22 protein-coding genes and 1 pseudogene are annotated in these 25,998 nt (G+C 70.3%); 17 read left to right on the forward strand and 6 right to left on the reverse strand.

Annotation, left to right across the window (positions count from 1 at the left end):
- Window positions 1–6 precede the first annotated feature (6 nt).
- A complete protein-coding gene (locus ASE10_RS03800) occupies window positions 7–210 on the reverse strand; it encodes a dodecin family protein (RefSeq protein ID WP_055903428.1) in 204 nt (67 codons plus the stop codon).
- Window positions 211–336: 126 nt separating this feature from the next.
- Between ASE10_RS03800 and ASE10_RS03805 the strand changes: the two genes are divergently transcribed.
- From ASE10_RS03805 to ASE10_RS03815, 3 genes are all read left to right on the forward strand, one after another.
- Window positions 337–891 carry a shikimate kinase gene (locus ASE10_RS03805; RefSeq protein WP_056099102.1) on the forward strand — a complete coding sequence of 185 codons (555 nt, stop codon included), beginning with the start codon at window positions 337–339 and terminating at the stop codon, window positions 889–891.
- A complete protein-coding gene (aroB, locus tag ASE10_RS03810; RefSeq protein WP_056304998.1) occupies window positions 888–2,009 on the forward strand; it encodes a 3-dehydroquinate synthase in 1,122 nt (373 codons plus the stop codon). The genes ASE10_RS03805 and aroB overlap by 4 nt, the downstream gene beginning before the upstream one ends.
- A 143-nt stretch (window positions 2,010–2,152) precedes the next feature.
- Window positions 2,153–2,602: a hypothetical protein gene (locus ASE10_RS03815; protein ID WP_056304997.1), complete on the forward strand. Its 450-nt coding sequence runs from the start codon at window positions 2,153–2,155 to the stop codon at window positions 2,600–2,602.
- A gap of 125 nt (window positions 2,603–2,727) precedes the next feature.
- Here ASE10_RS03815 and ASE10_RS03820 read toward each other — a convergent pair whose 3' ends face one another.
- Window positions 2,728–3,360 (reverse strand): cysteine hydrolase family protein, encoded by a 633-nt coding sequence (locus ASE10_RS03820; protein WP_056099087.1) that lies wholly within the window; start codon window positions 3,358–3,360, stop codon window positions 2,728–2,730.
- Between the two features lie 118 nt (window positions 3,361–3,478).
- On the opposite strand from ASE10_RS03820, the gene ASE10_RS03825 reads away from it, so the two are divergent.
- The 3 genes from ASE10_RS03825 to hemE all read left to right on the forward strand — a co-directional run bounded on the left by ASE10_RS03825 (window position 3,479) and on the right by hemE (window position 6,043).
- The gene (locus ASE10_RS03825; RefSeq protein ID WP_055903444.1) at window positions 3,479–4,432 is read left to right on the forward strand and encodes a helix-turn-helix domain-containing protein; all 954 of its coding nucleotides are present in this window, start codon (window positions 3,479–3,481) and stop codon (window positions 4,430–4,432) included.
- 50 nt (window positions 4,433–4,482) lie between these two features.
- Window positions 4,483–4,737, forward strand: coding sequence for a WGR domain-containing protein (locus tag ASE10_RS03830; RefSeq protein ID WP_055903447.1), 255 nt, complete (start codon window positions 4,483–4,485; stop codon window positions 4,735–4,737).
- A gap of 223 nt (window positions 4,738–4,960) precedes the next feature.
- On the forward strand, window positions 4,961–6,043 hold the full coding sequence (gene hemE, locus ASE10_RS03835; protein WP_055903451.1) for a uroporphyrinogen decarboxylase: 1,083 nt from the start codon (window positions 4,961–4,963) through the stop codon (window positions 6,041–6,043).
- A gap of 84 nt (window positions 6,044–6,127) precedes the next feature.
- On the opposite strand, the gene ASE10_RS03840 is transcribed toward hemE, so the two are convergent.
- On the reverse strand, window positions 6,128–7,105 hold the full coding sequence (locus tag ASE10_RS03840) for a hypothetical protein (RefSeq protein WP_056304995.1): 978 nt from the start codon (window positions 7,103–7,105) through the stop codon (window positions 6,128–6,130).
- A 196-nt stretch (window positions 7,106–7,301) separates the two neighbouring features.
- Window positions 7,302–10,808 (reverse strand): ATP-binding protein, encoded by a 3,507-nt coding sequence (locus tag ASE10_RS03845; RefSeq protein ID WP_056304993.1) that lies wholly within the window; start codon window positions 10,806–10,808, stop codon window positions 7,302–7,304.
- Between the two features lie 299 nt (window positions 10,809–11,107).
- Here ASE10_RS03845 and ASE10_RS03850 point away from each other — a divergent pair, with 299 nt between their 5' ends.
- The 3 genes and pseudogenes from ASE10_RS03850 to ASE10_RS03860 all read left to right on the forward strand — a co-directional run bounded on the left by ASE10_RS03850 (window position 11,108) and on the right by ASE10_RS03860 (window position 12,934).
- Entirely contained in the window at window positions 11,108–11,770 is a 663-nt protein-coding gene (locus tag ASE10_RS03850) for a YceI family protein (protein ID WP_235567538.1), read from the forward strand.
- Window positions 11,767–12,303 (forward strand): annotated as a pseudogene (locus tag ASE10_RS03855) (cytochrome b); the annotation flags it as partial. The gene ASE10_RS03850 and the pseudogene ASE10_RS03855, both read left to right, overlap by 4 nt.
- A 79-nt stretch (window positions 12,304–12,382) precedes the next feature.
- Entirely contained in the window at window positions 12,383–12,934 is a 552-nt protein-coding gene (locus ASE10_RS03860; protein WP_055903460.1) for a YceI family protein, read from the forward strand.
- Window positions 12,935–13,061: 127 nt separating this feature from the next.
- Here ASE10_RS03860 and ASE10_RS03865 read toward each other — a convergent pair whose 3' ends face one another.
- Window positions 13,062–13,289: a glutaredoxin family protein gene (locus tag ASE10_RS03865; protein WP_056304991.1), complete on the reverse strand. Its 228-nt coding sequence runs from the start codon at window positions 13,287–13,289 to the stop codon at window positions 13,062–13,064.
- 256 nt (window positions 13,290–13,545) lie between these two features.
- Between ASE10_RS03865 and ASE10_RS03870 the strand changes: the two genes are divergently transcribed.
- From ASE10_RS03870 to ASE10_RS21355, 7 genes are all read left to right on the forward strand, one after another.
- Window positions 13,546–14,943, forward strand: coding sequence for an L-serine ammonia-lyase (locus ASE10_RS03870; RefSeq protein WP_056304989.1), 1,398 nt, complete (start codon window positions 13,546–13,548; stop codon window positions 14,941–14,943).
- Between the two features lie 19 nt (window positions 14,944–14,962).
- Window positions 14,963–15,652 carry a hypothetical protein gene (locus tag ASE10_RS03875; protein WP_056306730.1) on the forward strand — a complete coding sequence of 230 codons (690 nt, stop codon included), beginning with the start codon at window positions 14,963–14,965 and terminating at the stop codon, window positions 15,650–15,652.
- Between the two features lie 2 nt (window positions 15,653–15,654).
- A complete protein-coding gene (locus ASE10_RS03880) occupies window positions 15,655–16,350 on the forward strand; it encodes an alpha/beta fold hydrolase (RefSeq protein WP_082586044.1) in 696 nt (231 codons plus the stop codon).
- Between the two features lie 262 nt (window positions 16,351–16,612).
- Window positions 16,613–19,471, forward strand: a complete 2,859-nt coding sequence (locus ASE10_RS03885; RefSeq protein WP_056304985.1) for a molybdopterin cofactor-binding domain-containing protein — start codon at window positions 16,613–16,615, stop codon at window positions 19,469–19,471.
- Entirely contained in the window at window positions 19,468–20,025 is a 558-nt protein-coding gene (locus ASE10_RS03890) for a (2Fe-2S)-binding protein (RefSeq protein ID WP_055903477.1), read from the forward strand. The genes ASE10_RS03885 and ASE10_RS03890 overlap by 4 nt, the downstream gene beginning before the upstream one ends.
- The gene (locus tag ASE10_RS03895; RefSeq protein ID WP_055903479.1) at window positions 20,022–21,293 is read left to right on the forward strand and encodes a cytochrome c; all 1,272 of its coding nucleotides are present in this window, start codon (window positions 20,022–20,024) and stop codon (window positions 21,291–21,293) included. The genes ASE10_RS03890 and ASE10_RS03895 overlap by 4 nt, the downstream gene beginning before the upstream one ends.
- 572 nt (window positions 21,294–21,865) lie before the next feature.
- Window positions 21,866–23,923 (forward strand): glycosyl hydrolase family 18 protein, encoded by a 2,058-nt coding sequence (locus ASE10_RS21355; protein ID WP_056304983.1) that lies wholly within the window; start codon window positions 21,866–21,868, stop codon window positions 23,921–23,923.
- A 178-nt stretch (window positions 23,924–24,101) separates the two neighbouring features.
- On the opposite strand, the gene ASE10_RS03905 is transcribed toward ASE10_RS21355, so the two are convergent.
- Entirely contained in the window at window positions 24,102–25,082 is a 981-nt protein-coding gene (locus tag ASE10_RS03905; RefSeq protein ID WP_055903486.1) for a helix-turn-helix domain-containing protein, read from the reverse strand.
- 92 nt (window positions 25,083–25,174) lie between these two features.
- On the opposite strand from ASE10_RS03905, the gene ASE10_RS03910 reads away from it, so the two are divergent.
- Window positions 25,175–25,996 carry a dienelactone hydrolase family protein gene (locus ASE10_RS03910; RefSeq protein WP_055903489.1) on the forward strand — a complete coding sequence of 274 codons (822 nt, stop codon included), beginning with the start codon at window positions 25,175–25,177 and terminating at the stop codon, window positions 25,994–25,996.
- Window positions 25,997–25,998: the final 2 nt, after the last annotated feature.

Raw genomic sequence — 25,998 nt, forward strand, 5'->3', positions numbered from 1 at the left:
ACGGCGTCATTCGACGATGAAGCTCACGCGCAGGTTGACCCGCCACTCGCTGACCGTGCCGTCGTCGTCGGTCACGACCTTGATCTCGTTGACCCAGGCGCCCTTGATGTTCTTCACCGATTCGGCGCACTTCTTCAGTCCCGATTTGACCGCGTCCTCCATGCTGGTCTTGGAGGAGGCGTTGAGTTCGATGATCTTGGCGATCGCCATGGCGTGCTCCTGTCTGGCCGGCGCGCGGGCTTGCGGCCGGAACAGCGAGCCTAGGCCGGCCGGCGTTAAGGCGACGCAACAACTGCCGGGCGCCAATGCCGGGCCGCGGCTGGCTACAATCGCCGCATGAATCCCGCGAGCAATCTGATCCTGGTGGGCCCGATGGGGGCCGGCAAGAGCTGTATCGGCCGCCGCCTGGCCGAGCGCTACGGCCTGCGCCTGGCCGACGCCGACCGCGAGATCGAGCAGCGCACCGGGACCACGGTCGCGACCATCTTCGAATGCGAGGGCGAGGCCGGCTTCCGTGCCCGCGAGCGCGCCACCCTGGCCGAACTGCTGGCCGCGGACGGGCTGTTGCTGGCCACCGGCGGCGGCGCGGTGCTGGACCCGGACAGCCGCGCGCTGCTGCGCGAACGCGGCTATGTGGTGCACCTGCAAGTGAGCGTAGAGGCACAGTTGGAGCGCCTCGCGCGTGACCGTACTCGCCCCTTGCTCGCACGCGACGACCGCGAGGACGTGTTGCGCACGCTGTCCGCGCAACGCGCGCCGCTGTACGCCGACGTCGCCGACCTGCGCTTCGATACCGAACGCATGACCGCGGCCGAGGCCGCGGACAAGCTCGCCGACCAACTCGATATCCGCTGGCGCCGCCTTGCGCACGCGCACGGAGCCCCCGCATGACCGCAGCGTCCACCCCCGTCCTGCATCACGTCAAAGTCTCCGGCGACGCGAGCTACGCGATCGACATCGGCCCCGGCCTGCTCGCGCAGGCCGAGCGCATCGCCGTGCACCTGCGCGGCCGCCATGCGCTGATCGTCAGCGACGGCAACGTCGCGCCGCTGTACGCCGATGCGCTGGAAACGGCGCTGCGCGCGGCCAAGCCGAAACTGGCGCTGGCGCGTTACGTGCTGCCGCCGGGCGAACACGAAAAGACCCTGGCCCGCTTCGGCGAATGCCTGGCCGCGCTGGCCCAGCTCGGCGCGACCCGCGACGCCACCGTGCTGGCGCTGGGCGGCGGCGTGGTCGGCGACCTGGCCGGTTTCGCCGCGGCCTGCTGGATGCGCGGCGTCGACGTGGTGCAGCTGCCGACCACGCTGCTGGCGATGGTCGACTCCTCGGTCGGCGGCAAGACCGCGGTCGACCTGCCCAGCGGCAAGAACCTGGTCGGCGCCTTCCATGCACCGCGCGCGGTCTTCGCCGACACCTCGACCCTGCGCAGCCTGCCCGCGCGCGAACTGCGCGCCGGCCTGGCCGAAGTGGTGAAGTACGGCGCGATCTTCGACGACACGTTCCTGGACTGGCTGGAAGCGCATGCCGAAGCGCTGCTGGCCGGCGACGATGCGGCCCTGGCCCAGGCGATCGCACGCAGCTGCGTCTACAAGGCCGACGTGGTCGCGCGCGATCCCTACGAGCGCGGCGACCGCGCCCTGCTCAACTTCGGCCACACCTTCGGCCATGCGATCGAAACCGAACAAGGCTATGCCGGCGCCACCGGCGACGGCCTCAACCACGGCGAAGCGGTCGCGGTCGGCATGGTCCTGGCGGCACGGCTGTCGGCCGAGCTGGGCATGGCCAGCGCCGCCGATGCGCAACGCCTGCGCGCCCTGCTCGAACGTTTCGGCCTGCCGACTGCGATTCCGGCCGGGCTCACGCCGGAAGCCCTGCTCGCGCGCATGCGCCTGGACAAGAAAGCCGACGCCGCCGGCCTGCGCTTCGTCCTCTGGGACCACGCCGGTCAGGCCCGGGTCGTCGCGGGCGTGGCCGACGAGACGGTACTGCGCGTACTCGCCAGCGGTTGAGGCGGGCTGCCGCGGCGAGCGCCGCGCATCCGGCCTTGCCTGAGCGACGCCCGGGCCGCACAGTGCGCCACCGGCCTGCGAGGTCGGCGGGCCGCTGCCGCAACCGGCGGCCCCATCCGTTGCAGGCGCACAGGGGCGACCGCATGAACTCGCAGTTCGAATTTCTCGACAAGCATCACTGCGCGACCGACTCGGCCCAGGTCGCGGCGCAAATCGCGTTCGAGCGCTACGGTCCCTTCCCGCGCACCCGCACCGCCGTGGTGATCTACGCCATCGACTGGCAGGCCTGGACCGAATCCATCGCCCAGGTGGTGCGCGCCTATTCGGATCGCGGCGCGGGATCCGCGGCCGGCACGGCCACGCTGGACGCCGGAAAACGGCAATGGCGCATCGTCCTCACCGACATGCGCTTCGTCAGCGCCGGACGCTATTCGCAGGGCAGCGGCACGGTCTATCGGGTCAACGAGTATCGCGACGGCTCGGTCCAGGTGACGGCGACCGCGGTCGGCAATCCGCCGCAGCTGGGCGAGGTCGTGCACTTCGAGCATCTGTTCGGGACGCTGGTCGGTCCGGTCGAACTGCCGCCGCAGTAGGGTTCGGAGCGCTTGGGGACGGTGGGAGTGGTGCGCTTCGCCTCCCAGCCCGCGCCTTGACCCGACCGCACAGCGGTCGGGCGTTCAGTGCACGCGAGCCCATGGCTCGCTTGCGAGCGTCGCGCTTACGCCGCCGCCTTCACCCGCGCCAGCGCCCTTTGATTCGACGCATACGGATTGTCGAGGTACGGCGCCGCGTCGCTCGCGAGCGCGGCGATCCATTCGTCGGTGCCCAGCACCGCGGCGAAGCGGCTCTGGAACACCACCGAGAACACGCGATGGATCTCTTCGGCGCTGGCCCGGCCGGCGCTGTTCTCGTACGACAGCGAGCCGCTGGCGTCGCTGAGGAACTCGACGTTCAGGCCCAGGTGCGCGGCTTCGAAGATGGTCGAGGCGTCGCAGTTGTGGGTCATGTAGCCGACCACCGTCAGGGTGTCGACGCCGTTGTGCGCGATCCAGTCCTTGAGGTCGGTACCGGTGAAGACGCTGGGCAGGTTCTTTTCGATGTAGTGATCGCGCGGACGCGAGGCGACCACCTCGTTGAGCTCCCAGGTCGGCGTGCCTTTGACGAACACCGGCGCATCCGGGCGCGCGGTGTTCTGCACCACCACCACCGGCACGCCGGCGGCGCGGGCGGCGTCCATGGCGCGGCCGATGTTGGGCAGGGTCTGGCTCACCGGCGGGTGCTCGATGAGCAGGCCGCCGCTGAAATATTCGTTCTGGACGTCGACGACGATCAGGGCGCGCTTGCGGGTCATGGCGGAACTCCTAAGTGATGAGAGGTGCGGGACGGGAAGAAGCTGACGACGCCTATGCTCCGCCTGGGCCGGAATCGCCGACAGTGGCCCGACTGCCAATATTCGATAGAATCGGGCCATGAATCCCGACACCATCGCCGTGGTCGCCTTCGACCGCATCAGCCCCTTCCACCTCTCGGTGCCCTGCATCGTGTTCGAGGACCGCGGTTTCGACGGCCAGCCGCGCTTCGAGCTGCGGGTCTGCGCGGCCGAACCCGGGCCGCTGCGCACCCAGGCCGGTTTCAGCATCGGACCCGAACACGGCCTGGAGGGCCTGGACGATGCCGGGGTGGTGATCGTGCCGTCCTGGCGCAACGCCGACGAACGCCCGCCCGAACCGCTGCTGCAAGCCCTGCGCCGGGCCCACGCACGCGGCGCGCAGATCGTCGGCCTGTGCCTGGGCGCCTACGTGCTGGCCGAGGCCGGCCTGCTCGACGGCCGCCGCGCCACCACCCACTGGCATTGGAGCGAGCATTTCGCGCGCCGCTATCCGCAGGTAGGGCTGCAGTGGGACGTGCTCTATGTCGAAGACGGCGAGCTGACCACCTCGGCCGGGACCGCGGCCGCGCTGGACTGCTGCCTGCACCTGCTGCGCCGGCGCTGCGGCGCCGAACTCGCCAGCCGGGTCGCGCGGCGCCTGGTCGTGGCCCCGCACCGCCAGGGCGGGCAGGCCCAGTACATCGAACAGCCGGTGCCGGCCTCGGCCCAGGACGAGCGCCTGTCGGGCGTGCTGAGCTGGGCGCTGGCGCATCTGGACCAGCCGCACAGCCTGGACGCGCTGGCCGAACGCGCGCTGATGAGCCGACGCAGCTTCACCCGCCGGTTCCGCCAGACCACCGGCACCACGGTCGCGCAGTGGCTGCTGAGCCAGCGCCTGGCGCGGGCGCAACGCCTGCTGGAAACCACCGACCGCGCGGTCGAGGCGATCGCCGCCGACACCGGCTTCGGCTCGGCGGTGTCGCTGCGCCAGCGCTTCGCCGCCGCGCTCAAGACCTCGCCTTCGGCCTACCGGCGCGACTTCCGCGGCGCCTGAACCCCGCCGCGACGCCGCCTGCCGCTACGACATATAGCTACAATCGGGCCGTGCGCCTGCTCCTACAACAACGCCCCGACGGCCGCGAAGCCCCGCGCTTCGTGCAACTGATGCTGCAGCCCGACCTGCTCGGCGGCTGGGCGCTGGTGCGCGAAACCGGCCAGATCGGCGGCCGCAGCACGCTGCGCCGGGAGCAGTTCATGGATCGCGACAGCGCCTTGGCCGCGCTGGAAAAGGCGCGCGACCAGCAGTTGAAGCGCGGCTTCCATCTGATGTTCGCGCAGGGCGCGGAAGCGCCCAAGTAAGCGCCGGCCCCGCCCCGCCGTCCGAATCGGGCAGTACCGTGCGCAACAGAAACGACGGAGGCTCCGTCCGCCGCCTGAGCGCTGCCGACGGCATGGCGGCGAGTCTTCAGACCGGGTCGGCACCGCAACAGAACACAGCAACACCCCTGTCCGGCTCGCGCCGCACCCCGCCGGGCCGCGATAATGCGCCCCCGAACCGACGCCCCACGCACCAGGACCCCGAATGACCGCTCCCCACACCACGCCCGCCAACGACCGATTCCTGCGCGCCCTGCGCCGCGAGCCGGTCGACCGCACCCCGGTGTGGCTGATGCGCCAGGCCGGCCGCTACCTGCCCGAGTACCGCGCCACCCGCGCCCAGGCCGGCAGCTTCCTCAACCTGGCCAAGAATCCCGAACTGGCCTGCGAAGTCACCCTGCAACCGCTGCGCCGCTTCCCGCTGGACGCCGCGATCCTGTTCTCCGACATCCTCACCGTGCCCGACGCGATGGGCCTGGGCCTGTACTTCGCCGACGGCGAAGGCCCGAAGTTCGAGCGTCCGATCCGCAGCGCCGCCGACATCGACCGCCTGGCCGTGCCGGACATGGAAGGCGAGCTGCGCTATGTGATGGACGCCGTGCGCACGATCCGCCGCGAACTCGACGGCTCGGTGCCGCTGATCGGTTTCTCCGGTAGCCCCTGGACCATCGCCTGCTACATGGTCGAAGGCGGCGGCAGCGACAACTATTCCAAGGTCAAGGCGCTGGCGCTCAACGAGCCGGCGGCGATGCACAAGCTGCTGGGCGTGGTCACCGACGCGGTGATCGCCTACCTCAAGGCCCAGCACGCGGCCGGCGCGCAGGCGCTGCAGGTGTTCGACACCTGGGGCGGCGTGCTGTCGCCGTCCATGTACCGCGAGTTCTCGCTGCGCTACCTGCAGCGCATCGCCGCCGAGCTGCCGCGCGGCGAAGGCGCGGCGCGCGCGCCGCTGATCCTGTTCGGCAAGGGCAACGATCCGTATCTGGAAGACCTCGCCGCCAGCGGCGCCGAAGCGGTCGGCGTCGACTGGACCATTGGTCTGGGCGACACCGCGCGCCGCATCGGCGGCCGCGTCGCGATCCAGGGCAACCTGGATCCGGTCACCCTGTACGCCACGCCCGCGGCGATCCGCAGCGAAGTCGGCCGCGCCCTGGACGACTACCGCGACGGCAACGGCGGTTCGCGCGAGGGCCACGTGTTCAACCTCGGCCACGGCCTGTCGCCGGACATGAGCCCCGACCACGTCGCGGCCATGGTCAGCGCGGTGCACGAACTCAGCGCGCGCTGATCCTGGCCGCCGGGCGGTAAAGAAAAAAGCCGGCGCATGCGCCGGCTTTTTCGTGTCCGCGTTTCCAGCGCCCGCGTGCGGCGCTCAGCCGACGTCGATCTTGTTGCTGCGCAGCCGCCGCGACGGATCCGCCGGCGCGTCGCTGGGCACGCTGTATTCCAGTCGGATCTCGCGCATGTCCTTCGGTACCGACTGCTCGATGTCTTCGGGCGGCTCGCAGCCCGGGAGCAGGCGCTTGCCCAGGCCCATGCCGATCATCATCAAGGCCTGCGCCTCGTCCGACTGGGGTTCGCGCGCGAGCACCCGGTCGCCCATCAGATACGCGCTGTCGCGGCCGTCCTTGGATACCGACGACACCGCGCCGCTGGGTTTGGGCGCGCCGGCTTCGAGCTTTTCGATCGGCAGCGGATTCCAGCAGCGGCCGGTGCTGGCCACGGTCAAGCGTGCGGACAGATCGGCCATGAACTCCTCCAGCGAACCGCGCGCCTGCTCGCGCGACGCCGCCTTGGCCGCGACGCTGTAGCGGCCCTTGATCAGGTACATGCGATCGAGCTGCAAGGTCATCGCCGAACTCTTGCGTTCGCCCTGGCTGTCGAAGCCCAGGTCCAGCGAACGCCCGCTCAGCGCGGCGCCGTTGCGGCGCGCGTAGGCGAAGTCGCGCAGCTCGCCCATCTCCATCGCTTCGTAGCCGCCGGACTGTTTGCCGATCTGCGCGAGCGCATCGCGCTCCTCGCGCGCGATCTGCTCGAACTCGCTCGGCGTCAGCAGGCCCGCGGGATAGAAATAGACGTCGATCCAGCGGTCGCTGCGGTTGCTCAGCGCGTAGCGCACCGAGACGCCGAACTCCTGCCGATCGAAGCGGTGTTCGTCGACCGCCTGCCACTTGCCCAGGCGCAGCGGATAGACCACGCGGGTCTCGCGCAGAAAGCCGCCCAACAGCGGGATCGCCGGTTCCTTGGCGGCGCCGGCGGGCGCGCTCGACGTCACGCTCGCGGTAGTGGTGTCGGCAGCGATCGCCGCGCCCGGCGCCGACGCGAGCGCCAAGGCCCAGCCGACGGCCACTGCGCAGGCACCTGCGCGAACTTGCTTACCGATCATCGCCGCCACCCCGACTCCGCTGCACGCCATCGCGCCCGACCCTATTCCAACCCGACCCCAACCCTATTCCGTCGCGATGTTCCATCGCGATCATGCGCCGCTTCCGCGCCGCCGGCCAGTCCATGCGGCGCGGAAGGATATTCCGCCCACCGCGCCGCCTTCACCGCGCCGGCGGCAGCGCGACATCGAGCACCGCGGCCAGCAGCGAGCCGGTCACCGGTTTACGCAGGAAGCAGTCGAAACCGGCCGCGACCGCCTGCGGCTCGGCCTCGGCATCGGCGCGCGCGGTGACCGCGATCAGCGGCCGCGCATAGCCCTGGGCGCGCAACTGGCGCGCCAGGTCCAGGCCATTCAGGCCGGGCAGGTCCAGATCCAGCAGCGCGGCGTCGTAATTCGCGGTGGCGATCTCGGTCAGCGCGGCCAGGCCATTGCCGACATGGGTGACCCGATGCCCCTGCACGCGCAGCAGCCCGGCGAGGACCTGGGCCACGGTCGGGTCGTCCTCGACCAGCAGCAGCGCCAGCGGCGCGCGCCGCGATTCGCCGACCCGGTCGGGGGCGGTCGCGCCGCCGCCGACGATCGCCGCCGGCAGCGGCAGTTCGAACGAGAAGCGCGCGCCCTCGCCCAGGGTGCTCTCGACCACGATCCGACCATTCATTGCCGCCGCCAGTTCCTGGCAGATCGCCAGGCCCAGGCCGCTGCCGCCATAGCGCACCGCGGTGCGCACGCCTTCGGCCTGCTCGAAACGGCGGAACAAACGCGACTTCTGCTCCTCGTCCAGGCCCGGCCCGGTGTCGGCGACCTCGAAGCGCACGCCCTGCGGCGCCAGCACCGACACCCGCAGCCAGACCTTGCCGCGCTCGGTGAACTTGATCGCGTTGCCGAGCAGGTTGAGCAGGATCTGCCGCACCCGGTGCGGATCGCCGCGCAGGCCGCGCGGCACGTCTTTCGCGACATCCAGTTCGAATTCGAGCCCGCGCTTGCGCGCCAGCGGCGCCATCAACGCGCTCGCGTCCTCGACCAGCACGCGCAGATCGAAGGCTTCGTCGGTCAGTTCGAGCTTGCCCGATTCGATCCGGGCCAGATCCAGGGCGTCGTTGACCAGGCGCAGCAGGTGCTTGCCGGCGCGCTGGATCGATTCGGTGTAGCCGCGCTGCTGCTGATCCAGCGGCGTATCCAGCAACAGCTCGCTCATGCCGAGCACGCCGGTCATCGGCGTGCGCACTTCGTGGCCGAGCGTGGCCAGGAACCGGGTCTTGGCCAGCGAGGCCTGCTTGGCGATCTCGCGTTCGTGCTCGGCGGCCTGCCAGTCCAGCCTGCGCTTCAGGCGCCGGCGGTAGCGGTCGGCCGCCCACCACGCGCCGAGGATGATCAGGCCGACCAGCGCCGCCAGCGCCGGCGGCGTGCGCCACCACGGCGGCTGCACGGTCAGCGAAAACTGGCGCGACTGCGACCAGATGCCGTCGGCGTTGGCCGCCTGCACTTCCATCCGGTAGCTGCCCGGTTCCAGTTTCGAGAACACGCGCTCGCCGTTGGCGGGTTGGATCACCCAGTCCGGGTCGTAGCCGTGCAGACGGAAACGGTAGCGGTGCGATTGCAGATCGACGAAGGACAGCAGGCGCGCCGACACGCGCAGGTCGCGGTCCTGCGGTCCCAACACCACCGGGCGGTCGGGATCGAGCTTGAATTCGTCCTCGTCGCGGCGGTAGCTCAGGGTTTCGATCACCAGCCGCGGCGCCTTGGCCTCGCCGAACGCGCGTCCGGCGTCGAACAGGACCACACCGTCCATGGTGCTGGCGACCGCGATGCCGGAACGGGTGAGCAGCGGATTGCGTTCGGTGAACTCCTGGCTGGGCAGGCCGTCGCGCATGCCGTAGATGCGCAGCCGCTCGCGGCGCTGGTTCCAGCAGATCAGGCCGCGGCGCGTGGTCAGCCAGACGTTGTCGCCCCAGGCCAGCACGCCGCCGGATTCGGTCGCGGGCAGGCCTTCGTCGCCGCTGACGCGCTTGAGCAGGCGCAGCCCGCGGCCATCCCAGGCGTACTGTTCCAGCGCTTCTAGCCGATGCAGCCAGAGCCGGTCCTTGCCGGCCATGGCGAAGCCGAACACGCGGCCTTCGGGACCGCCGGGCAAGGCGTCGAAGCGGCGCGTGCGGACGTTCCAGCGCGACAGGCCGTTGGGCCCGGCCATCCACAGCGCGCCATCCGGGCCGACCTCGATCTGCTCGATGTAGAGCGTGCTGACGCCACGCTCGTCCTCCGGCTTCACCGCCAGTTGCACCCGGCCTTCGCTGTCGCGCATCTGCAGGGACGGCGGCATGTAAGAGACCCAGACGTTGCCGTCGGGGGTCTCGACCAGTTGGTCCGGAATATCGCTGAAGGTGGCGTCGCGCGGCGAAGTGACGGTCCAGTCGCGCACCGGACCGCCGTCCTCGGGCACGCGCGCCAGTCCGAGCGTGCTGCCGAACCACATCACGCCCCGGCGCGTTTCCATCACCGAGTACAAGGCGGCGTCGGCCAGCAGCGGCACCGCCAGCGAATGCGAGCGGCCGTCGCCCAGATCGAGGCGATCGATCACGCCGCGCTCGCCGACCATCCATACATTGCCGTCGCGGGCCGGGGCCAGATCGCGCATGTAGGCCACGCGCGGCGCACCCGGGCGGCCGGTGCCGGGCTTGAGCACGGTGAACTGGCGCCAGTTCGGCGCGAGGTAGGCCACGCCCTTCTCCTCGGTCGCGAACCACCAGCCGCCTTCGTGATCCTGGAGCAGATCGAGCGTGTTGATCTGCGCGATGGCGACGTCGCCCGCCAGCGGCGTGAGCCGTCCACCCAGCACGCGACGCAGGCCGCGATGGGTCGCGACCCAGTAGTTGCCGGGGCCGTCGCCGACCACGCCGTAGACGCCGGTCTTGTCGCCCGGCGCGAACCACGGCTTCTGCTCGATGCGGCCGTCGGGCGTGCGCCGAAACGCGCGCAAGCCGGCGCCGATCCACAGCGAACCGTCGTCCGCCGGCGACAGCGCGGTGACCCAGGCGCCGCTGATGCCCGGATGCGCGACCGTGCGGAAACGCGTGCCGTCCCAATAGCCCAGGCCGGTGGTGGTGCCGACCCAGAGCCTGCCGGCGCTGTCGGTCTTCAAGGTCCAGATGTATTCGCCGGGCAGGCCGTCCTGGCCCGCGTCCCGGCTCGGCATGTAGCGGGTGATGCGGCCGTCCGCGTCGAGCCGGTGCACGCCGGCGCCGTCGGTACCGAACCAGATCGCGCCGTCGGACGTGGACGCGATCGTGTAGATCTCGTCGCTGCCGATGTCGGGATGGGTGTCGCGGCTGTAGTGGACGAAGTTCTGGCGCTCGCGGTCGAGCATGTGCAGACCGCCGCCGCTGAGCCCGACCCAGACCCGGTTGCGCGCGTCCACATGCAGGGCCTGGATCATGTTGCTGGGCAGCGAACCCGGATCGCCCGGCACGTGCCGCCAGACCCTGAAACTGATCCCGTCGTAGCGCGCCAGGCCGTCGTGGGTGGCCAGCCAGATGTAGCCTTCGGCGTCCTGCGCCAGGGCGGCGACGGTGCTCGACGGCATGCCCTCGGCGACGCCGTAGTAGCGGAATTGCGGCGTCTCCGGCAGCGCCGCGCGCACCGGCAGGGCCAGCGCCGCGAGCAGCAGCCACAAGGCCCAACCCGCCCAAGCAGGGCTTCCGTGCACCACCGCTGGCCTGAGCATCCCCGGTCCGATTCCTTCGCAGTACGGACGCTAGGCTCCCCGATCCGGCCCCGGCGAAGCAAGGGCCGCGCCCGCGCAACTCATAGGTGCGTTCCGCGGCCGGTCCGCAACGGACCGTTGCGGACACGGCTCTACGGGTTCATCGTGCGGTCCATAGAATCCCCGGACGATGCAGGCTGGCCCTGCCTTTGGAGCGTCGCGTGCCGAACCAGCCCATCCGACCGCTCGTCTGTGCGCTCGCGCTTTGCGTGCTGGCGCCGGGCGTGCGCGCCGCCGGCCCGGACACCTACGCGCTGGATCCGGTGCACACGCGGGTGATGTTCGCGATTTCGCACGCCGGCTTCTCCAAGGCCCTGGGCACCGTCTCCGGCAGCACCGGCACGCTCAGCTTCGACCGCGACGACTGGCGCAGCGCGCGCCTGGACGTGCGCGTGCCGATCGCCAGGCTCGACCTGGGCGACGCCAAATGGAACGCCGCCGCGCTCGCCGCCGGCCTGCTCGACGGCGAGCACCATCCCGAAGCGCGTTTCGTCTCCGACCATATCGAACCGGTCGACGCCGACCACGCCCGGGTCTGCGGCCAGCTCAGCCTGCGCGGCCAGCCCCGGCCGCTGTGCATGGACGTGACCCTAAATGCGCTCAAGCGCCATCCGCTGCCGCCGTTCCGCCGCACCGCCGGCTTTTCCGCGACCGCCACCCTGAGTCGTGCCGAGTTCGGCATCGACGCCTGGAAGTCGGTGATCGGCGACAGCGTCGAGTTGCGCATCGAGGTCGAAGCGGTGCGCGAGCGCAACGCCGGCGAGCCCGACGACGCCGCGCCGGCGCCGTCCGAACCCGAAGCCGCGCCGCCGGGTCCGCCGAGCAAACCCGACAACGATCCCTACGAACCCGTCCCGGTACCGCACGCATGACGATCAAGAACACCGAACTACGCTGGGGCGCGATCAGCCAGTTGCTGCATTGGGCCATCGTGCTGCTGATCACGGCGATCGCGATCCTCGGCCTGACCATGACCGACATGGCCAACGGCCCGTCGAAGATCAAGATCTACGCCCTGCACAAATCCCTGGGCCTGACCCTGCTGAGCCTGGTCGTGCTGCGCCTGCTGTGGCGCTACTACGCCGGCGCGCCCAGGCCGGTGCCCGGCACGCCGCACTGGCAGGAGCGCATCGCTACGCTCACCCACGGGGCGCTGTACCTGCTGATGTTCGCCCTGCCCATCACCGGCTGGCTGTTCAACTCCAGCTCCGGCTACCCGCTGCAGTACTTCGGCCTGTTCAACCTGCCCAAGATCGCGGCGGTGAACCCCGGCCTGGCCGACCTGAGCCAGTCGCTGCACGCGAACGGCTTCTGGCTGCTCCTGCTGCTGGTGCTCGCGCATGCGGGCGCCGCGTTCTACCACCACCTGTTCCAGCACGACGACACCCTGCGACGCATGCTGCCGATGCGCCTGCGCCAGGCGCCGGTCGCGGTCGAAGCCGTGCCCGCCGTCGTCGCCCCCGCCCCCACTCCGGAGAACCCCGATGTCCCTTAAGCCCCTCGCCTACGCTCTGCTGTTCGCCGCCGCACCGGCCTACGCCGCCGACTACGTGCAGGCGCCCGGCTCGACCCTGACCTTCGCCACCAAGTACCAGGGCGAGGTGTTCAGCGGCCGCCTGCCCGGCTTCACCAGCAAGATCAGCTTCGATCCGGCCCGGCTGGACACCTCAAAGTTCGATGTGACCATCCCCCTGGCCGGCGCCGACACCAAGAACGCCGAGCGCGACGACACCCTCAAGGGCACCGATTTCTTCAGCATCGCCAAATTCCCGCAGGCGCGCTTCGTCGCCACCAAGTTCCGCAGCATGGGCGGCAACAACTACGCCGCCGACGGCAGCCTGACCCTGCGCGGCGTGAGCAAGCCGGTCACCCTAACCTTCACCTGGACCGGCGGCGCCAAGCCCGTGCTCAGCGGCAAGGCCACGGTCAAGCGCCTGGACTTCGGCGTCGGCGGCGGCGATTGGGCCGACACCTCGATCATTCCGAACGAAGTCGCGGTCAGCACCAAGGTAATCCTGGTGCCGGCGGCGAAGTAAGCCGGCGACAGCGGTGCGATGCGGTGCAGTTACCGCCGCATCCACCGCACCCACCGCACCCACCGCACCTAGCCTGCGGTAAGCCGAAGGCGCATCGCACGGCGCTCCAGCAACACCCCGAGCCGAATCAGGCGCCCAGAAAACCCTGCAGGCGCGCCGCATCGAACGGCCATTCCAGCTCGCGCCCGCGGCCCTCGTCGCGCAACACCGGCACGCGCGTACCGTAGCGCTCCTCCAAGGCCTGGTCCTCGTCGATGAAGACGCTGTCGAACTCGGGCGCGCGCGCCTGCGCCAGCACCTCCAGGGCCAGGTCGCAGAGGTGGCAATCGTCGCGCTGGTAGAGAATCAGGTGCATGCGCTTGCGTACTGAGGTGGCGGGGTTCGCGAGCGTCTAGAATACCTGGAGTCCATTTTGGGACGGGTTCATGGTCCTCCGCTCGATCCGCACCGCGACCCCGGGCGCGCCGCTGCCGGCGCCCGCCGCGGGCCGGAGCGACCGGCGAACCCCGCCGCCGCGCGAACCTGCAGAACGCCGCGGCGCCCGCCACCGCAAGACCGCCAACGGACGCTGATCGCGTCCCATCGCCCTCCAGCCGAGCACCCCCCAGCCCATGGCCGTCAGCACCTTCGATCTTTTCAAAATCGGCATCGGGCCGAGCTCCTCGCACACCGTCGGCCCGATGCGCGCCGCCGCGCGTTTCGTCGAACGCTGGCTGATCGAAGGCGGCACCGGTAACGGCAGCGACCTCGAACGCTGCACGCGCGTGCGCGCCGAAGTGTTCGGCTCGCTCGCCCTCACCGGCCGCGGCCACGGCACCGACAAGGCCGTGCTGATGGGCCTGGAAGGCCATTGGCCGAACCAGATCGACCCCGACATCATCCCCGACGCGCTCGAGCGTATCCGCAGCAGCAAGCGCCTGCGCCTGTTCGGCCAGCGCGAGATCGGCTTCGACGAGAAGCACGACCTGATCATGAACAAGCGCCAGAAGCTGCCGTTCCACACCAACGGCATGCGCTTCACCGCCTACGACAGCGACGGCGAAACCATCGCCACGCGCGACTATTACTCGGTCGGCGGCGGTTTCGTGGTCAATCAGGACGAAGCGGCCGAAGACCGCATCGTCGCCGACACCACCGACCTCCCCTACCCCTTCCACTCCGGCGACGCACTGCTGGCCCAGGCGCAGCGCAGCGGGCTGAGCATCGCCGACCTGATGTTCGCCAACGAGCAGGCCTGGCGCACGCCCGAAGAGATCAACGCCGGCCTCGACGAAATCTGGAAGGCGATGCAGGCCTGCGTCGAGCGCGGCATCCGCCAGACCGGCACCCTGCCCGGCGGCCTGCACGTGTCGCGGCGCGCGCCGGCCTTGTTCGCCGAGCTGTCGAGCAAGCCCGAGGCGGCGATGCGCGACCCGCTGACCGTGCTGGACTGGGTCAACCTGTACGCGCTCGCGGTCAACGAAGAGAACGCCGCCGGCGGTCGCGTGGTCACCGCACCCACCAACGGCGCGGCCGGCATCATCCCCTCGGTGCTGCACTACTACGACCGCTTCTGCCCCGGCGCCAACATCCAGGGCATCCGCAACTTCCTGCTCACCGCGGCCGCGGTCGGCATCCTGTACAAGGAAAACGCCTCGATCAGCGGCGCCGAAGTCGGCTGCCAGGGCGAGGTCGGCGTGGCCTGCTCGATGGCCGCCGCCGGCCTGGTCGCGGCTTTGGGCGGCACCGCCAGCCAGATCGAGAACGCGGCCGAGATCGGCATGGAACACAACCTGGGCCTGACCTGCGACCCGATCGGCGGCCTGGTCCAGATCCCCTGCATCGAGCGCAACGCGATGGGCGCGGTCAAGGCGATCAACGCCTACCGCATGGCCATACGCGGCGACGGCAAGCACAAGGTCAGCCTCGACAAGGTCATCAAGACCATGCGCGACACCGGCCGCGACATGCAGGACAAGTACAAGGAAACTTCGCGCGGCGGTTTGGCGGTCAACGTCATCGAGTGCTGAAGAACGTGCGGAGCACGGCATGAGCGACGAGACGCGGCCCCGGGAGCTCGCCGTCGAACCGGCCCGCCATCGCGATACCGGCCTGGGCCTGTGGTCGTTCGCGCAACGCGTCGAAGTCCGCTGCAAGCGTTGCGACCGGCCCGGCGCGGTGACGGCCAGTTGGCTCGAACGGCGCTGGACCGCCCGCTACGTGTGCACGCATTGCGGCCTGGAAGCGCGCAGCGAACGCCACGACTGGCTGGGTCCGGTCCGCCTGTGGGGCCGCCGACCCTGCGGCTACTGCGGCCATCAGTGGCTGCACGTGAACGAGCGGTGCGACGACGAAGCAGGCTCGGCCCAGGTGCCGGATCTGTATTCGAGCCCCGGATTCGGCCGCCTCGCCCGAACCTGTCCGATCTGCGGGCGCAGCAGCATGGTGGAGGTATCGGCGCAGCGCCTGCACGTCGCCGACGGTCGCGATCCGCACTTCGGTCTGCCGCTGCGGCTGATCGAAACGACCAGCGCCGGCCCGCTGTGGGTGTACAACCGCGCCCATCTCGAAGAGCTGCGCCGCTATGTGGGCGCGCAGCAGCGCGAACGGCGGGTCCTGGCCAACCGCTCGATGATTTCGCGCCTGCCGACCTGGATCAAGCTCGCGCGCAACCGCGGCTACGTATTGCGCATGCTGGATCGCCTGCAGCTGCGCCTGTCGACATCCGACGAGGCCTGAGCATGCGCTGCCTGCTGCTCCCGGGCATGGACGGCACCGGCGCGCTGCTCGGCGATTTCGCCGCGGCGCTGGCGCCGCAGTTCCGCCCCGAAGTCGTCGCCTATCCGCGCGACGCGGCCTGGGGCTACGACCCACTCACCGACTACGTGCGCGCACGCCTGCCGCGCGACCAGCCCTTCGTGCTGCTGGGCGAATCCTTCTCCGGCCCGATCGCGATCCGCATCGCCGCATCGCGTCCCGACGGTCTGCGCGGCCTGGTGTTGTGCGCGAGCTTCGCGCGGGCACCCAGTCCGCCGGGCTGGCGGTTGCCTGCCTCGTGGCTGGGCCGGATCGGCACCGTCTTGCCGATCGACCGACTCCCGACCCGACTGACGGCGGCGGCGATGCTCGGCGCCTGGGCCAGCGAGGAATGGCTGGCGCGCACGCGCGAGGTGCTGGCCACGCTGGATCCGGCGGTGATCCGTGCGCGCATGCATGCGGGCAGCACGGCCGAGGAAACCGCGGCCCTGGCCCGGGTCGCCTGCCCGCTGCTGTACCTGCGCGGCCGCCACGACCGGCTGGTGTCGCGGCGCAGCTGGGAGCACATACGCGCGATCCTGCCGCTGGCGAACTACGTGGAACTCGACGGCCCGCACTTCCTGCTGCAGGCGAAGGCCGTCGAGGCCGCCGACGCGATCAAGCGCGCGTTCGCGACCTAGGCGCGCCACGTCGACGGCCGACGTCCCTGTTCGCGTTGCCTTGCGCGGCCGGTGCGGCGCGGATGCCCGCAACGGTCCGATGCTTACGCCGGCGTGGACGAGACCTCGAAGCGGCCGGGCTGAGCGGCCGTCGCCCTCGTCCTCACGATGCCTACACATCGCCGAAGGAGAAAGCGCGCCCGGCGCCGGCCACGCGGCGCAAGGCGATTTTTCCCGCCGGACTTGTGGTTACTATTCGCCAGAGCCAGCTAGGACGCCCTCCATGCCAGCCCGCCTCAGCCGTCGCGATTTCCTCAAATGCAGCGTGGTGGCCGGCATCTCGGTCTACGTCGCCGCGCCGGGCAGCGCCGCGCTGGCGGCCCTGTTCGAACGCGACCGCCTGCGGCCGATGCCCTGGGACGCGGCCACCGGCAAGATCCGCTACCGCACCGACGCCACCGCCAAGGTCTGCGGCGAAAAGCTCTTCAGCTTCGACGTGCGCGCGCGCGACCTGCCGGGCTGGCCGCAGGAACAGGCGCACGCGATGCTGCTGCGGGTGACCCGCGCCGACCGTGCCTACGCCGGTTTCGACCTGTCGGTGCTGGGCGACGGTCTGCAGCCCGACCGCATCGTCACTGCCGCCGATCTCGCTCGCGACGGGCTCGGGTTCCCGCCGTTCTACGGCGAGCACATGCTGCTGCCCGAAGGCCGGACGCCGGCCTATCTGGGCCACGCGGTGGCGCTGCTGATCTGGCACGACTTCGCGCGTTTCCGCGCGGCCAAGACCCGGCTGAAGTTCCGCGACGACCTGATCCGCTGGGGCGCGCAGACCGGGCCGCTGGAACGCGAGCCCTGGGCGAGCTTCCGCTACGTGCGCGTCGGCGGCGCGACCGCGTTCGACGACGACGCCTATTCCAGTCTTAAAGACACGCCGCTGTTCCCGGCCGGCTATCGCAAGAACCAGCCGCAATGGCCGCAGGCCGACGCGGCGGGCGCGATCGACGCCCAGGGCATGGCCCACGCAAGCGCGATCGCGGCCAGCCTGGACGCGCCCGGCGACGGGCGCCTGGTGTTGCAGCGCGAATACTTCTCGCAATCCATCGACACCGCCGCGCTGGAGCCCGACAACGGCAACGGCTGGTTCGACCGCGACAGCGCCACCTTGCACCTGGTCGTGGCCACACAGTCGCCGCAGGAAATCGCCGAGGACGGCGCGCGCGCGCTCGCCGCCAGCGGCTTGGGCGTGAAGCGGCTGGTGCTGCATCCCTGCTACACCGTCGGCTACGGCTCCAAGGATCACAATCCGTATCCGTTCTATGCCTTGGTCGCGGGCCTGTACGGCGACGGCCGCGCGGTGCGCCTGGCCAACGACCGTTACGAACAGTTCCAGGCCAGCCTCAAGCGCCACAGTTTCCGTATGCGCTATCGGATCGCGGTGGATCGCAAGAGCGGCCGCTTCGAGATCCTGCAAGGCGAGATGCGCGGCGACGGCGGCGGCCGGCGCAACTTCTCGCCCTCGGTATGCCTGGTCGCGGCGACCGCGGCGCAGTCGATCTACTACTTCCCGCGCAGCGACCTGGCCAGCACCGTGATCTCATCGCGCGCGCTCGACGCCGGTTCGGCGCGCGGCTACGGCACGCTGCAAAGCATGGGCGCGACCGAGATGCTGGTCGACGAGGTCGCGGCCGAACTCGGGCTGGACCCCATCGAACTGCGCGAGCGCAACGTGTTCAAGTCCGGGATGAAGAACACCCAGGGCGCGATCCCGGGCGGCGCCCAGCGCGCCGACGAAGTGCTGGCCAAGGCCAAGGCGCATCCGCTGTGGCGCGAACGGGCCGAGCGCAAACGCGAATACGAAGCCGCGCATCCGGGCAAGCGCTATGGCGTCGGCTTCGGCTGCGTGCAGAAGGATTTCGGCACCGGCGCCGAATCGGCTTTCGCCGAAGTCACGCTGTCCCGCGACGGCCGCGTCGGGCTGCGCCATGTCGCGGTCGAAATGGGCACCGGCATGACCACCAGCCAGGCCGCGCTCTGCGTGCAGTGGCTCGGCCGTCCCGCCGACGACGTGCGCACCGGCGAGAGCGACTGGCCGGAGCTGCCGATGGTCGCGACCGGCGATCCCTGGCTGATGTCGCAGGCCGACCAGGACCGCCACCAAGGCGATCCTCGCTGGACTCCGAACCGGGTGATCCCGAGCAGCGCCAGCAACTCCGCGTATTTCTACGGGCACGCTACCCGCGAAGCCTCGCGGCTGCTGTTCACCCAGGGCCTGTGGCCGGCGGCGCTGGCGCTGTGGGGCCAGGGCTACGGCGGCGGCCAGCTGGCGCCGCTGGCGGTGCGCCGCGAGGACGCGCGCTGGGTCGAAGGCAAGCTCACCGCCGGCGGACTGGTGGCGCTGACGCTGGCGCAATTGGCGGCGAAGGCGCACGAGCTGGGGCTGGCGACCGGCGCGATCGTGCACACCTTCAACCGCTGGCAATGGGCCGAAGCCGAGTTCCCGTTGCCCGGCGACGACGCGCGCCTGCCGCTGGACGGCATCGCCCTGCGCTGGGGCGACGGCAGCGGCGCGGGCGCCGGTACGCCGACCGCGAACGGCTACCGCATGATCGAACGCACGCGCGCCCATTACCCACCGACGCAGCGCAACAACGCCGGCGTCGTCTATTACAGCGCGATCGGCACCCTCGCCGAAGTCGCGGTCGACACCGCCAGCGGTGCGGTCGAACTGCTGAACCACCATTCCATACTCGAATGCGGCAATCAGATAGTGCCCGAGCTGGTGTCCGGCCAGTTGCAGGGCGGGCTGGCGATGGGCATCGGCCATGCCCTGCACGAGTTCCTGCCGCTGTACGAGGACGGACCCGGCAACGGCACCTGGAACTTCAACCGCTACAGCCTGCCGCGCGCGCGCGACGTCGCGGTATGGAAGCAGAGCGGCGAAGTGCTGCCGGCGCTGTCCGACACCGATCCGCCCAAGGGCATGGCCGAAGTGGTGATGATCGCGGTGGTGCCGGCGATCGCCAATGCGGTCGCGCACGCCACCGGGCACCGCTTCCGCGAGCTGCCGATCACCCCGGACAAGGTGCGCGCGGCGTTGTCGGGCGTGGCCACGGAAACCAATGCTTCGGAGAGCGCCGCATGAGCGCGCCCATCGTCAAACGACCGCTGGCCCTGCACGTCAACGGCCGCGCCCACGGCCCGATCGACGTGCCCGAAGACATGATGCTGGTCGACGTGCTGCACGAGTACCTCGGCCTCACCGGCACCCGCTTCGGCTGCGGCCAGGGCGTGTGCCGCGCCTGCACCGTCATCGTCGACGACGAGAACGGTCCGCGCGAAGTACGCAGCTGCATCACCGGCGCGCACTACTTCGCCGGCAAGCGCATCCGCACCGTCGAAGGCCACGCCAAGCGCGACGGCGCCGGCGCGATCGTCGAGCTCTCGCCGGTGCAGCAGGCCTTCCTCGACCATTTCAGCTTCCAGTGCGGCTACTGCACGCCGGGCTTCGTCAACGCCGCCACGGTGCTGCTGGAGCGGCTGAAGAAAACACCGGTGGCCGCCGCCGAGGTCGAAGCCGCGATCACCGAAGCCCTGGACTCGCACCTGTGCCGCTGCACCGGCTACGTGCGCTACTACCAGGCGGTGAAAGCGCTGGTGCTGGCGACGCCGGGCCTGGTGCGGGAGAACGCGCCATGACTCGGATCGGCTGGCGGCGCATCGTCGCCTGGGCGGTGCTGCTGATCGCGATCTGGCTGATCGGCTGCTGGCTGCTGCAGTGGTGGGCCGGTCGCGGCCCGGTGCGGAAGGTCGACGCCACGGCCGCGCAACTCGCGCGCGGCCGCTACCTGACCGACGCCGCCGACTGCGCCGCCTGCCACACCGCGCCCGGCGGCGCGCCGTTCGCGGGCGGCGTGCCCCTGGCCTCGCCGTTCGGCACCATCCACGGCACCAACATCACCCCCGATCCCGACCACGGCATCGGCCGCTACGACGCCGACGACTTCCACCACGCGCTCACGCGCGGCGAAGCGCGCGACGGTCACCAGCTGTATCCGGCGATGCCCTACGTGTCGTATAGCCCGATCGCGCGCGAAGACTCGGACGCGATCTACGCCTATCTGATGAACCAGCCCGCGGTGGCGCAGGCCAATCGCAAGAACGACGTCGGTTTCCCGTTCAACATCCGCAGCGGCATCGCGCTGTGGAATCTGGCCTTCGCCGGCGCCGGGGCCGACGCGGCACCGGCTTCGCAAGGATCGTCGCCTGCCTGGCGGCGCGGGCGCTATCTGGTCGACACCCTCGACCATTGCGGCGAATGCCACAGCCCGCGCGGCTGGGCGGGGCAACTGAAACGCGCGCAACCGCTCGCCGGCAACAACGAGCTCGGGCGCTTCGCCGCGCCCGACATCACACCGCAAGGCCTGGTCGCGCGCGGCTGGAACGCGGCGCAGTTGCGCGGCTACCTCGCCACCGGGCTCAGCGCCCATGCGGTGGCTTCCGACGAGATGCTGACCGTGGTGAATCTGTCGACCAGCCGGCTTACGTCTGCGGACCTGGATGCGATGACCGCCTACCTGCTCGGCGATACGACGCCGAAAGCGAAGTCGGTCGCGAGCGCATCGAAGGCCGGGGCCTCCGAGTCCGCCCGTCTCGACTACGCCAATCTCTGCGCCGGCTGCCACGGCAGCGACCGCCAGGGCGTCCCGCACGTCGCGCCGGGCCTGCGCGACAACAGCAGCGTCCGCGACAGCGATCCGCACAACCTGATAGTCGCCATCCTGGACGGTTTCCCCGAACACGATCTGCCGGGGCTGGAGCGGATGCAGGCCATGCCGGGCTTCTCCCAGGATCTCGACGATGCCGAGGTCGCCAAGCTCGCGACTTGGCTGCGCACGCACGGTGGCGCCGCCCCGGTGCACGCCGACGCTGTCGCCAAGCTGCGCAAGGACCAGCGCGCGCACTGAGCCCCAGGCCCGCGCTCCGCTTTGGGGTAGGAGCGGCGTAAGCCGCGACCGCACCAATCCGCATGGCCGCGGCGCATGGTCGGTCGTGAGATCACGGTCGCGGCTTACGCCGCTCCTACCAAAGCTAAAAGCTATTGGTCGACTCCATACCCCACAGGCGCCGTCGCAGCGCGCGATGCGATTGTCTTCCGGTCATTTCTGACTCGTTGCGATGCAACAAACAGGGCCTCCGCTGACCGACGTTGTCATCAATATTTGTGAACTGCGCCGCAAACCCATACTGATGCGATTGACAACGTTGTCAGCAAAAAACAGCCTCGACCCCCGAAACAGGCGCAGGGACCGCTGAAACGGCCCGCGCGCCGCCGCAACGGCATGGGGAGGAACCAGCAGGCAACACGCGCGGGCCGCGCCCGCTCCGCTTTCGCGCCGCACTGCGGCGATCTACGAGGAGGTCCGAACCTCCCGCGCAGCACCGAGGCCACGCGCCTCCTTTCCGAACACAGAGGGACAGCACCGGCCGGCGACGGCCCGGGATTTCGCATCGGACTTCGCACAGGGAGAGGACGCTCATGAAGCACGCAAGATCGACCACACTGGCGCTATGGACCTGCCTGCTGGCAGCGTCCTGGGGCTCGAACGCGTTGGCGCAAAGCGCCAGCTGCGCCAACATTCCGGCCTGGAACGCGTCGACCATCTACAACCCCGGCGACAAGCTGGTCTATCAGAACCGGCTCTACCAGGCCAACATCCAGATCTGGAACGCGCCGCCGACCCACTGCCCCAGCTGCGGCTGGTACCAGGACCTCGGCGCCTGCAGCGGCGGCGGCACCAACCAGCCGCCCAGCGTCAGCCTGACCTCGCCGGCCAACGGCGGCAGCTACACCACCGGCGCCAATATCGCCGTCAGCGCCAACGCCTCCGACAGCGACGGCAGCGTCGCCCAGGTCGAGTTCTTCCGCGGCACCGTTTCGCTGGGCGTCGACACCAGCTCCCCCTATAGCGTGACCTGGAGCAACGCCAGCGCCGGCAGCCACGCCTTCAAGGCGGTGGCGACCGACAACCAGGGCGCCAGCACGACCTCGGCGACTTCGACGGTCACCGTGACCGCGCCGTCCACCGACACCACCCCGCCAAGCGTGCCCGGCGGCCTGAGCTCGCCCTCGCAGACCTCCAGCAGCATCTCGCTGACCTGGAACGCGTCGACCGACAACAGCGGCGGCAGCGGCGTGGCCGGCTACGACGTGTACCGCGACGGCAGCCTGGTCGGTTCGCCGACCGCGACCAGCTACACCGCCACCGGCCTCAGCGCCAACACCGCCTACGCCTTCCGCGTGCGCGCCCGCGACAACGCCGGCAACGCCTCCGCGCAGAGCGCGCAGATCAGCGCCAGCACCACCCAGGGCGGCGGCGGCGGCAACAAGCGGGTGATCGGCTACTTCGCCCAGTGGGGCATCTACGGCCGCAACTACCGGGTCAAGAACATCGACACCAGCGGCTCGGCAGCCAAGATCACCCACATCAACTACGCCTTCGGCAACGTGCGCAACAACCGTTGCGAAGTCGGCGTGATCCAGCCCTCCGATCCCAATACCGGCGCCGGCGGCGACGCCTTCGCCGATTACAGCAAGGCCTTCGGCGCGGCCGAAAGCGTGAGCGGCGCGGCCGACACCTGGGACCAGCCGCTGCGCGGCAACTGGAACCAGCTCAAGCAGCTCAAGGCCAAGTACCCGGGCCTGAAGGTGCTGATCTCGCTGGGCGGCTGGACCTGGTCGCGCGGTTTCGCCAGCGCGGCACGCCCGGAGAACCGCCAGGCCTTCGTCGCCTCGTGCATCGACGCCTACATCCGCGGCAACCTGCCGGTCACCGACGGTGCCGGCGGCGTGGGCGCGGCAGCCGGCGTGTTCGACGGCATCGATCTGGATTGGGAATACCCCGCAGCCTGCGGCCTGACCTGCGGCACGCCGGAGGACAACGCCAACTTCACCGCCTTGCTGGCCGAGTTCCGCAGCCAGCTCAACGCGGTGCGCCCCGGCCTGCTGCTGACCATCGCCGCGGGTGCGGGCGTCGACAAGGTGCGCGTCACCAACCCGGCCGCGTATCACCCGTATCTCGACTTCATCAACGTGATGACCTACGACTTCCACGGCACCTGGGATGCGAAGACCAACCATCACTCGGCGCTGTTCAATTCGCCGAACGATCCGTCGACCGGCGACCAGAAGTTCTACAACACCAACGATGCGCTCGAGGCCTTCCTGTCGCGCGGCGTGCCGGCGGCCAAGCTCAACCTGGGCATCGGCTTCTACGGCCGCGGCTGGACCGGCGTGGCCAACGTCAACAACGGCCTGTACCAGAACGGCAGCGCGGCGCCCGGCACCTACGAGGCCGGCAACGAGGACTACAAGGTGCTCAAAAACCGGCCCGGCACGATCTACACCGACGCCAATGCGCGTGCGACCTGGAAGTACGACGGCAGCACGTTCTGGAGCTACGACACGCCGGCCATGGTCATCGAGAAGATGAGCTACGTGAAGGCGCAGAACCTCGGCGGCGCTTTCTTCTGGGAGTTCAGCGGCGACGACGCCCAGGGCAGCCTGGCCACCGCGATCCGCGACGGCCTGCAGTGAGCTTGTGCAGCGCCTGACCGTTCGCGGTCCGGCGCTTGCCTCGGGGCGCCGGCCTCCCCTCGGGTCGGCGCCCCGGATTTATCCGGGCATGACTTCTCTGAGATATGAAGACGACGGCCGCATGCCTGCATGCGGCCGTCTTGCATGCGCGGCACGCGAACGCCGCACGAGGTCCGACTCAGACGCTGCGCGAGCCGGAGCGGAACCGGCTCGGCGTCGCCCCCGCCGAGCGCCGCATCAGCCGGCGCAGCGCGGTCGCGTCCTCGTAGCCGACTTGCGCGGCGACCTGCTCGATCGTCATACGACTGCTCTCGATCAGGGCCCGTGCCCGGTTCAGGCGCACGCTCTGCACCAGGGCCAGTGCGCCGGTACCGGTCGCGGCGCGCACGTGCCGGGCCAGGGTACGCGGCGACATCGCGAACTCTTCGGCCAGGGCCGCGACGCTGGGCGGCCGCGGCAACGCGGCTTCGATGCGCTGGGTCAGGCGCCGCACCAACTCGTTACCGTTGGACAGCATCGAGGGCACCACGAACGGCGCCTGGGCCTGGCGTCCGTCGATCAGCAGCACCTTGCCGACCACGTCGGCGAGCGCGGTCCCGAAGCGGCTGCGCAGCAGATGCAGCATCAGATCCGACTGCGCGAACGCCGCACCGGCGCTGCTGACCGGACCGTCCGCGCAGACCATGCGATCGGCATCGACCACGCAATCGGGTTGCAGCCGGCGCAACTCCGAGGCCAGCCACCACGATGTAGTGACGCGGCGGCCGCGCAGCAGCCCGCCGGCCTGCAGCAGGAACACCGCCGAGCACGAGGCCGCCACCGCGCCGCCGCGCGCGCCATGCCGGCGCAACGCCGCGATCGCGAGCGCGGCGTCGTCGCGGGCCAGGCGCGCGGCGAGTTCGGGCGGGTTGTCCACGCCCAGGCCGGGAACGATCCAGGTCGAAACGTCGGCGCCGGCGCGGCCGGGCAAGGCCCGGGTTCCGATCCGCATGCCGCTGCTCAGCGCCACGTCCCCGCCCTGCGGCGACAGCAAGCGCCAGCGCGGTCGCGGCAGACGCAGGCGCGGCGCGAGTACGGCGGCGGTGCCGAGTATGTCCAATGTGTTCGCGACGCTGCTGGCATAGGCGCCGGGCAGCACCAGGACGCTGAAATCGTGCATGGCCGAAAACGCTCGAAAGATGTCTAAACAGACACTGCCAGTCTAGCGCCGCGCGGTGTGCAATGCCGTCACGCCCACCGAGGAACCATGCGATGCCGAGCCGCAGCCAGACTCAGCCCGATCCGCTGGAGGATTTCGTCGTCCGCCAGATCGTCCTCGACGGCAGCCTCAAGCGCGTCTACGTCGCCGGCAGCGGGCCGGCGGTGATCGTGATGGCCGAAATGCCCGGCATCAGCCCGCAGGTCGCGCGATTCAGTCGCTGGGTGCGCGACGCCGGGTTCACCGTCTATCTGCCCTCGCTGTTCGGCCGCGACGGCGCGATACCGGACCTGGACGAGAGCAAGGCGGTCTTCCAGCGCGCCTGCGTCAGCGCCGAGTTCCGCGCGTTCGCGGACAAGGGATCCAGCCCGGTGACGCAATGGCTGCGCGCGCTGGCGCGGCTGGCGCATGCCGAATGCGGCGGGCCCGGGATCGGCGCGATCGGCATGTGCTTCACCGGCAACTTCGCCCTGACGATGATGCTGGAACCGGCGATGCTGGCGCCGGTGCTGTCGCAGCCGAGCCTGCCGCTGGACGACCCGGCCGGTATCGAGATGGCGCCCGAGGAACTGTCGGCGGTGCGGCAGCGCCTGGAGCGCGACGATCTCAGCGTGCTGGCCTACCGTTTCGAAGGCGATCGGTTCTGCCAGGCACAGCGTTTCGCCGCCTATGCGCAGGCGCTAGGCGATCGCTTCGTCGCACGCGTGCTGCCCGACAGCGCGGCCAAACGCGACGAGCTGCCGCCGTTCTTCGAGCACTTGGTCGCCGGGCCGCACAGCGTGGTCACGGCGCATCTGATCGACGAAGCCGGGCAACCCACGATCGCCGCGCGCGATGAGATCCTCGCGTTCTTCGCCCGGCGCCTCGCCGGCTGAAG

The organism is Lysobacter sp. Root76, from assembly GCF_001428685.1.
Classification (GTDB): Bacteria; Pseudomonadota; Gammaproteobacteria; order Xanthomonadales; family Xanthomonadaceae; genus Lysobacter.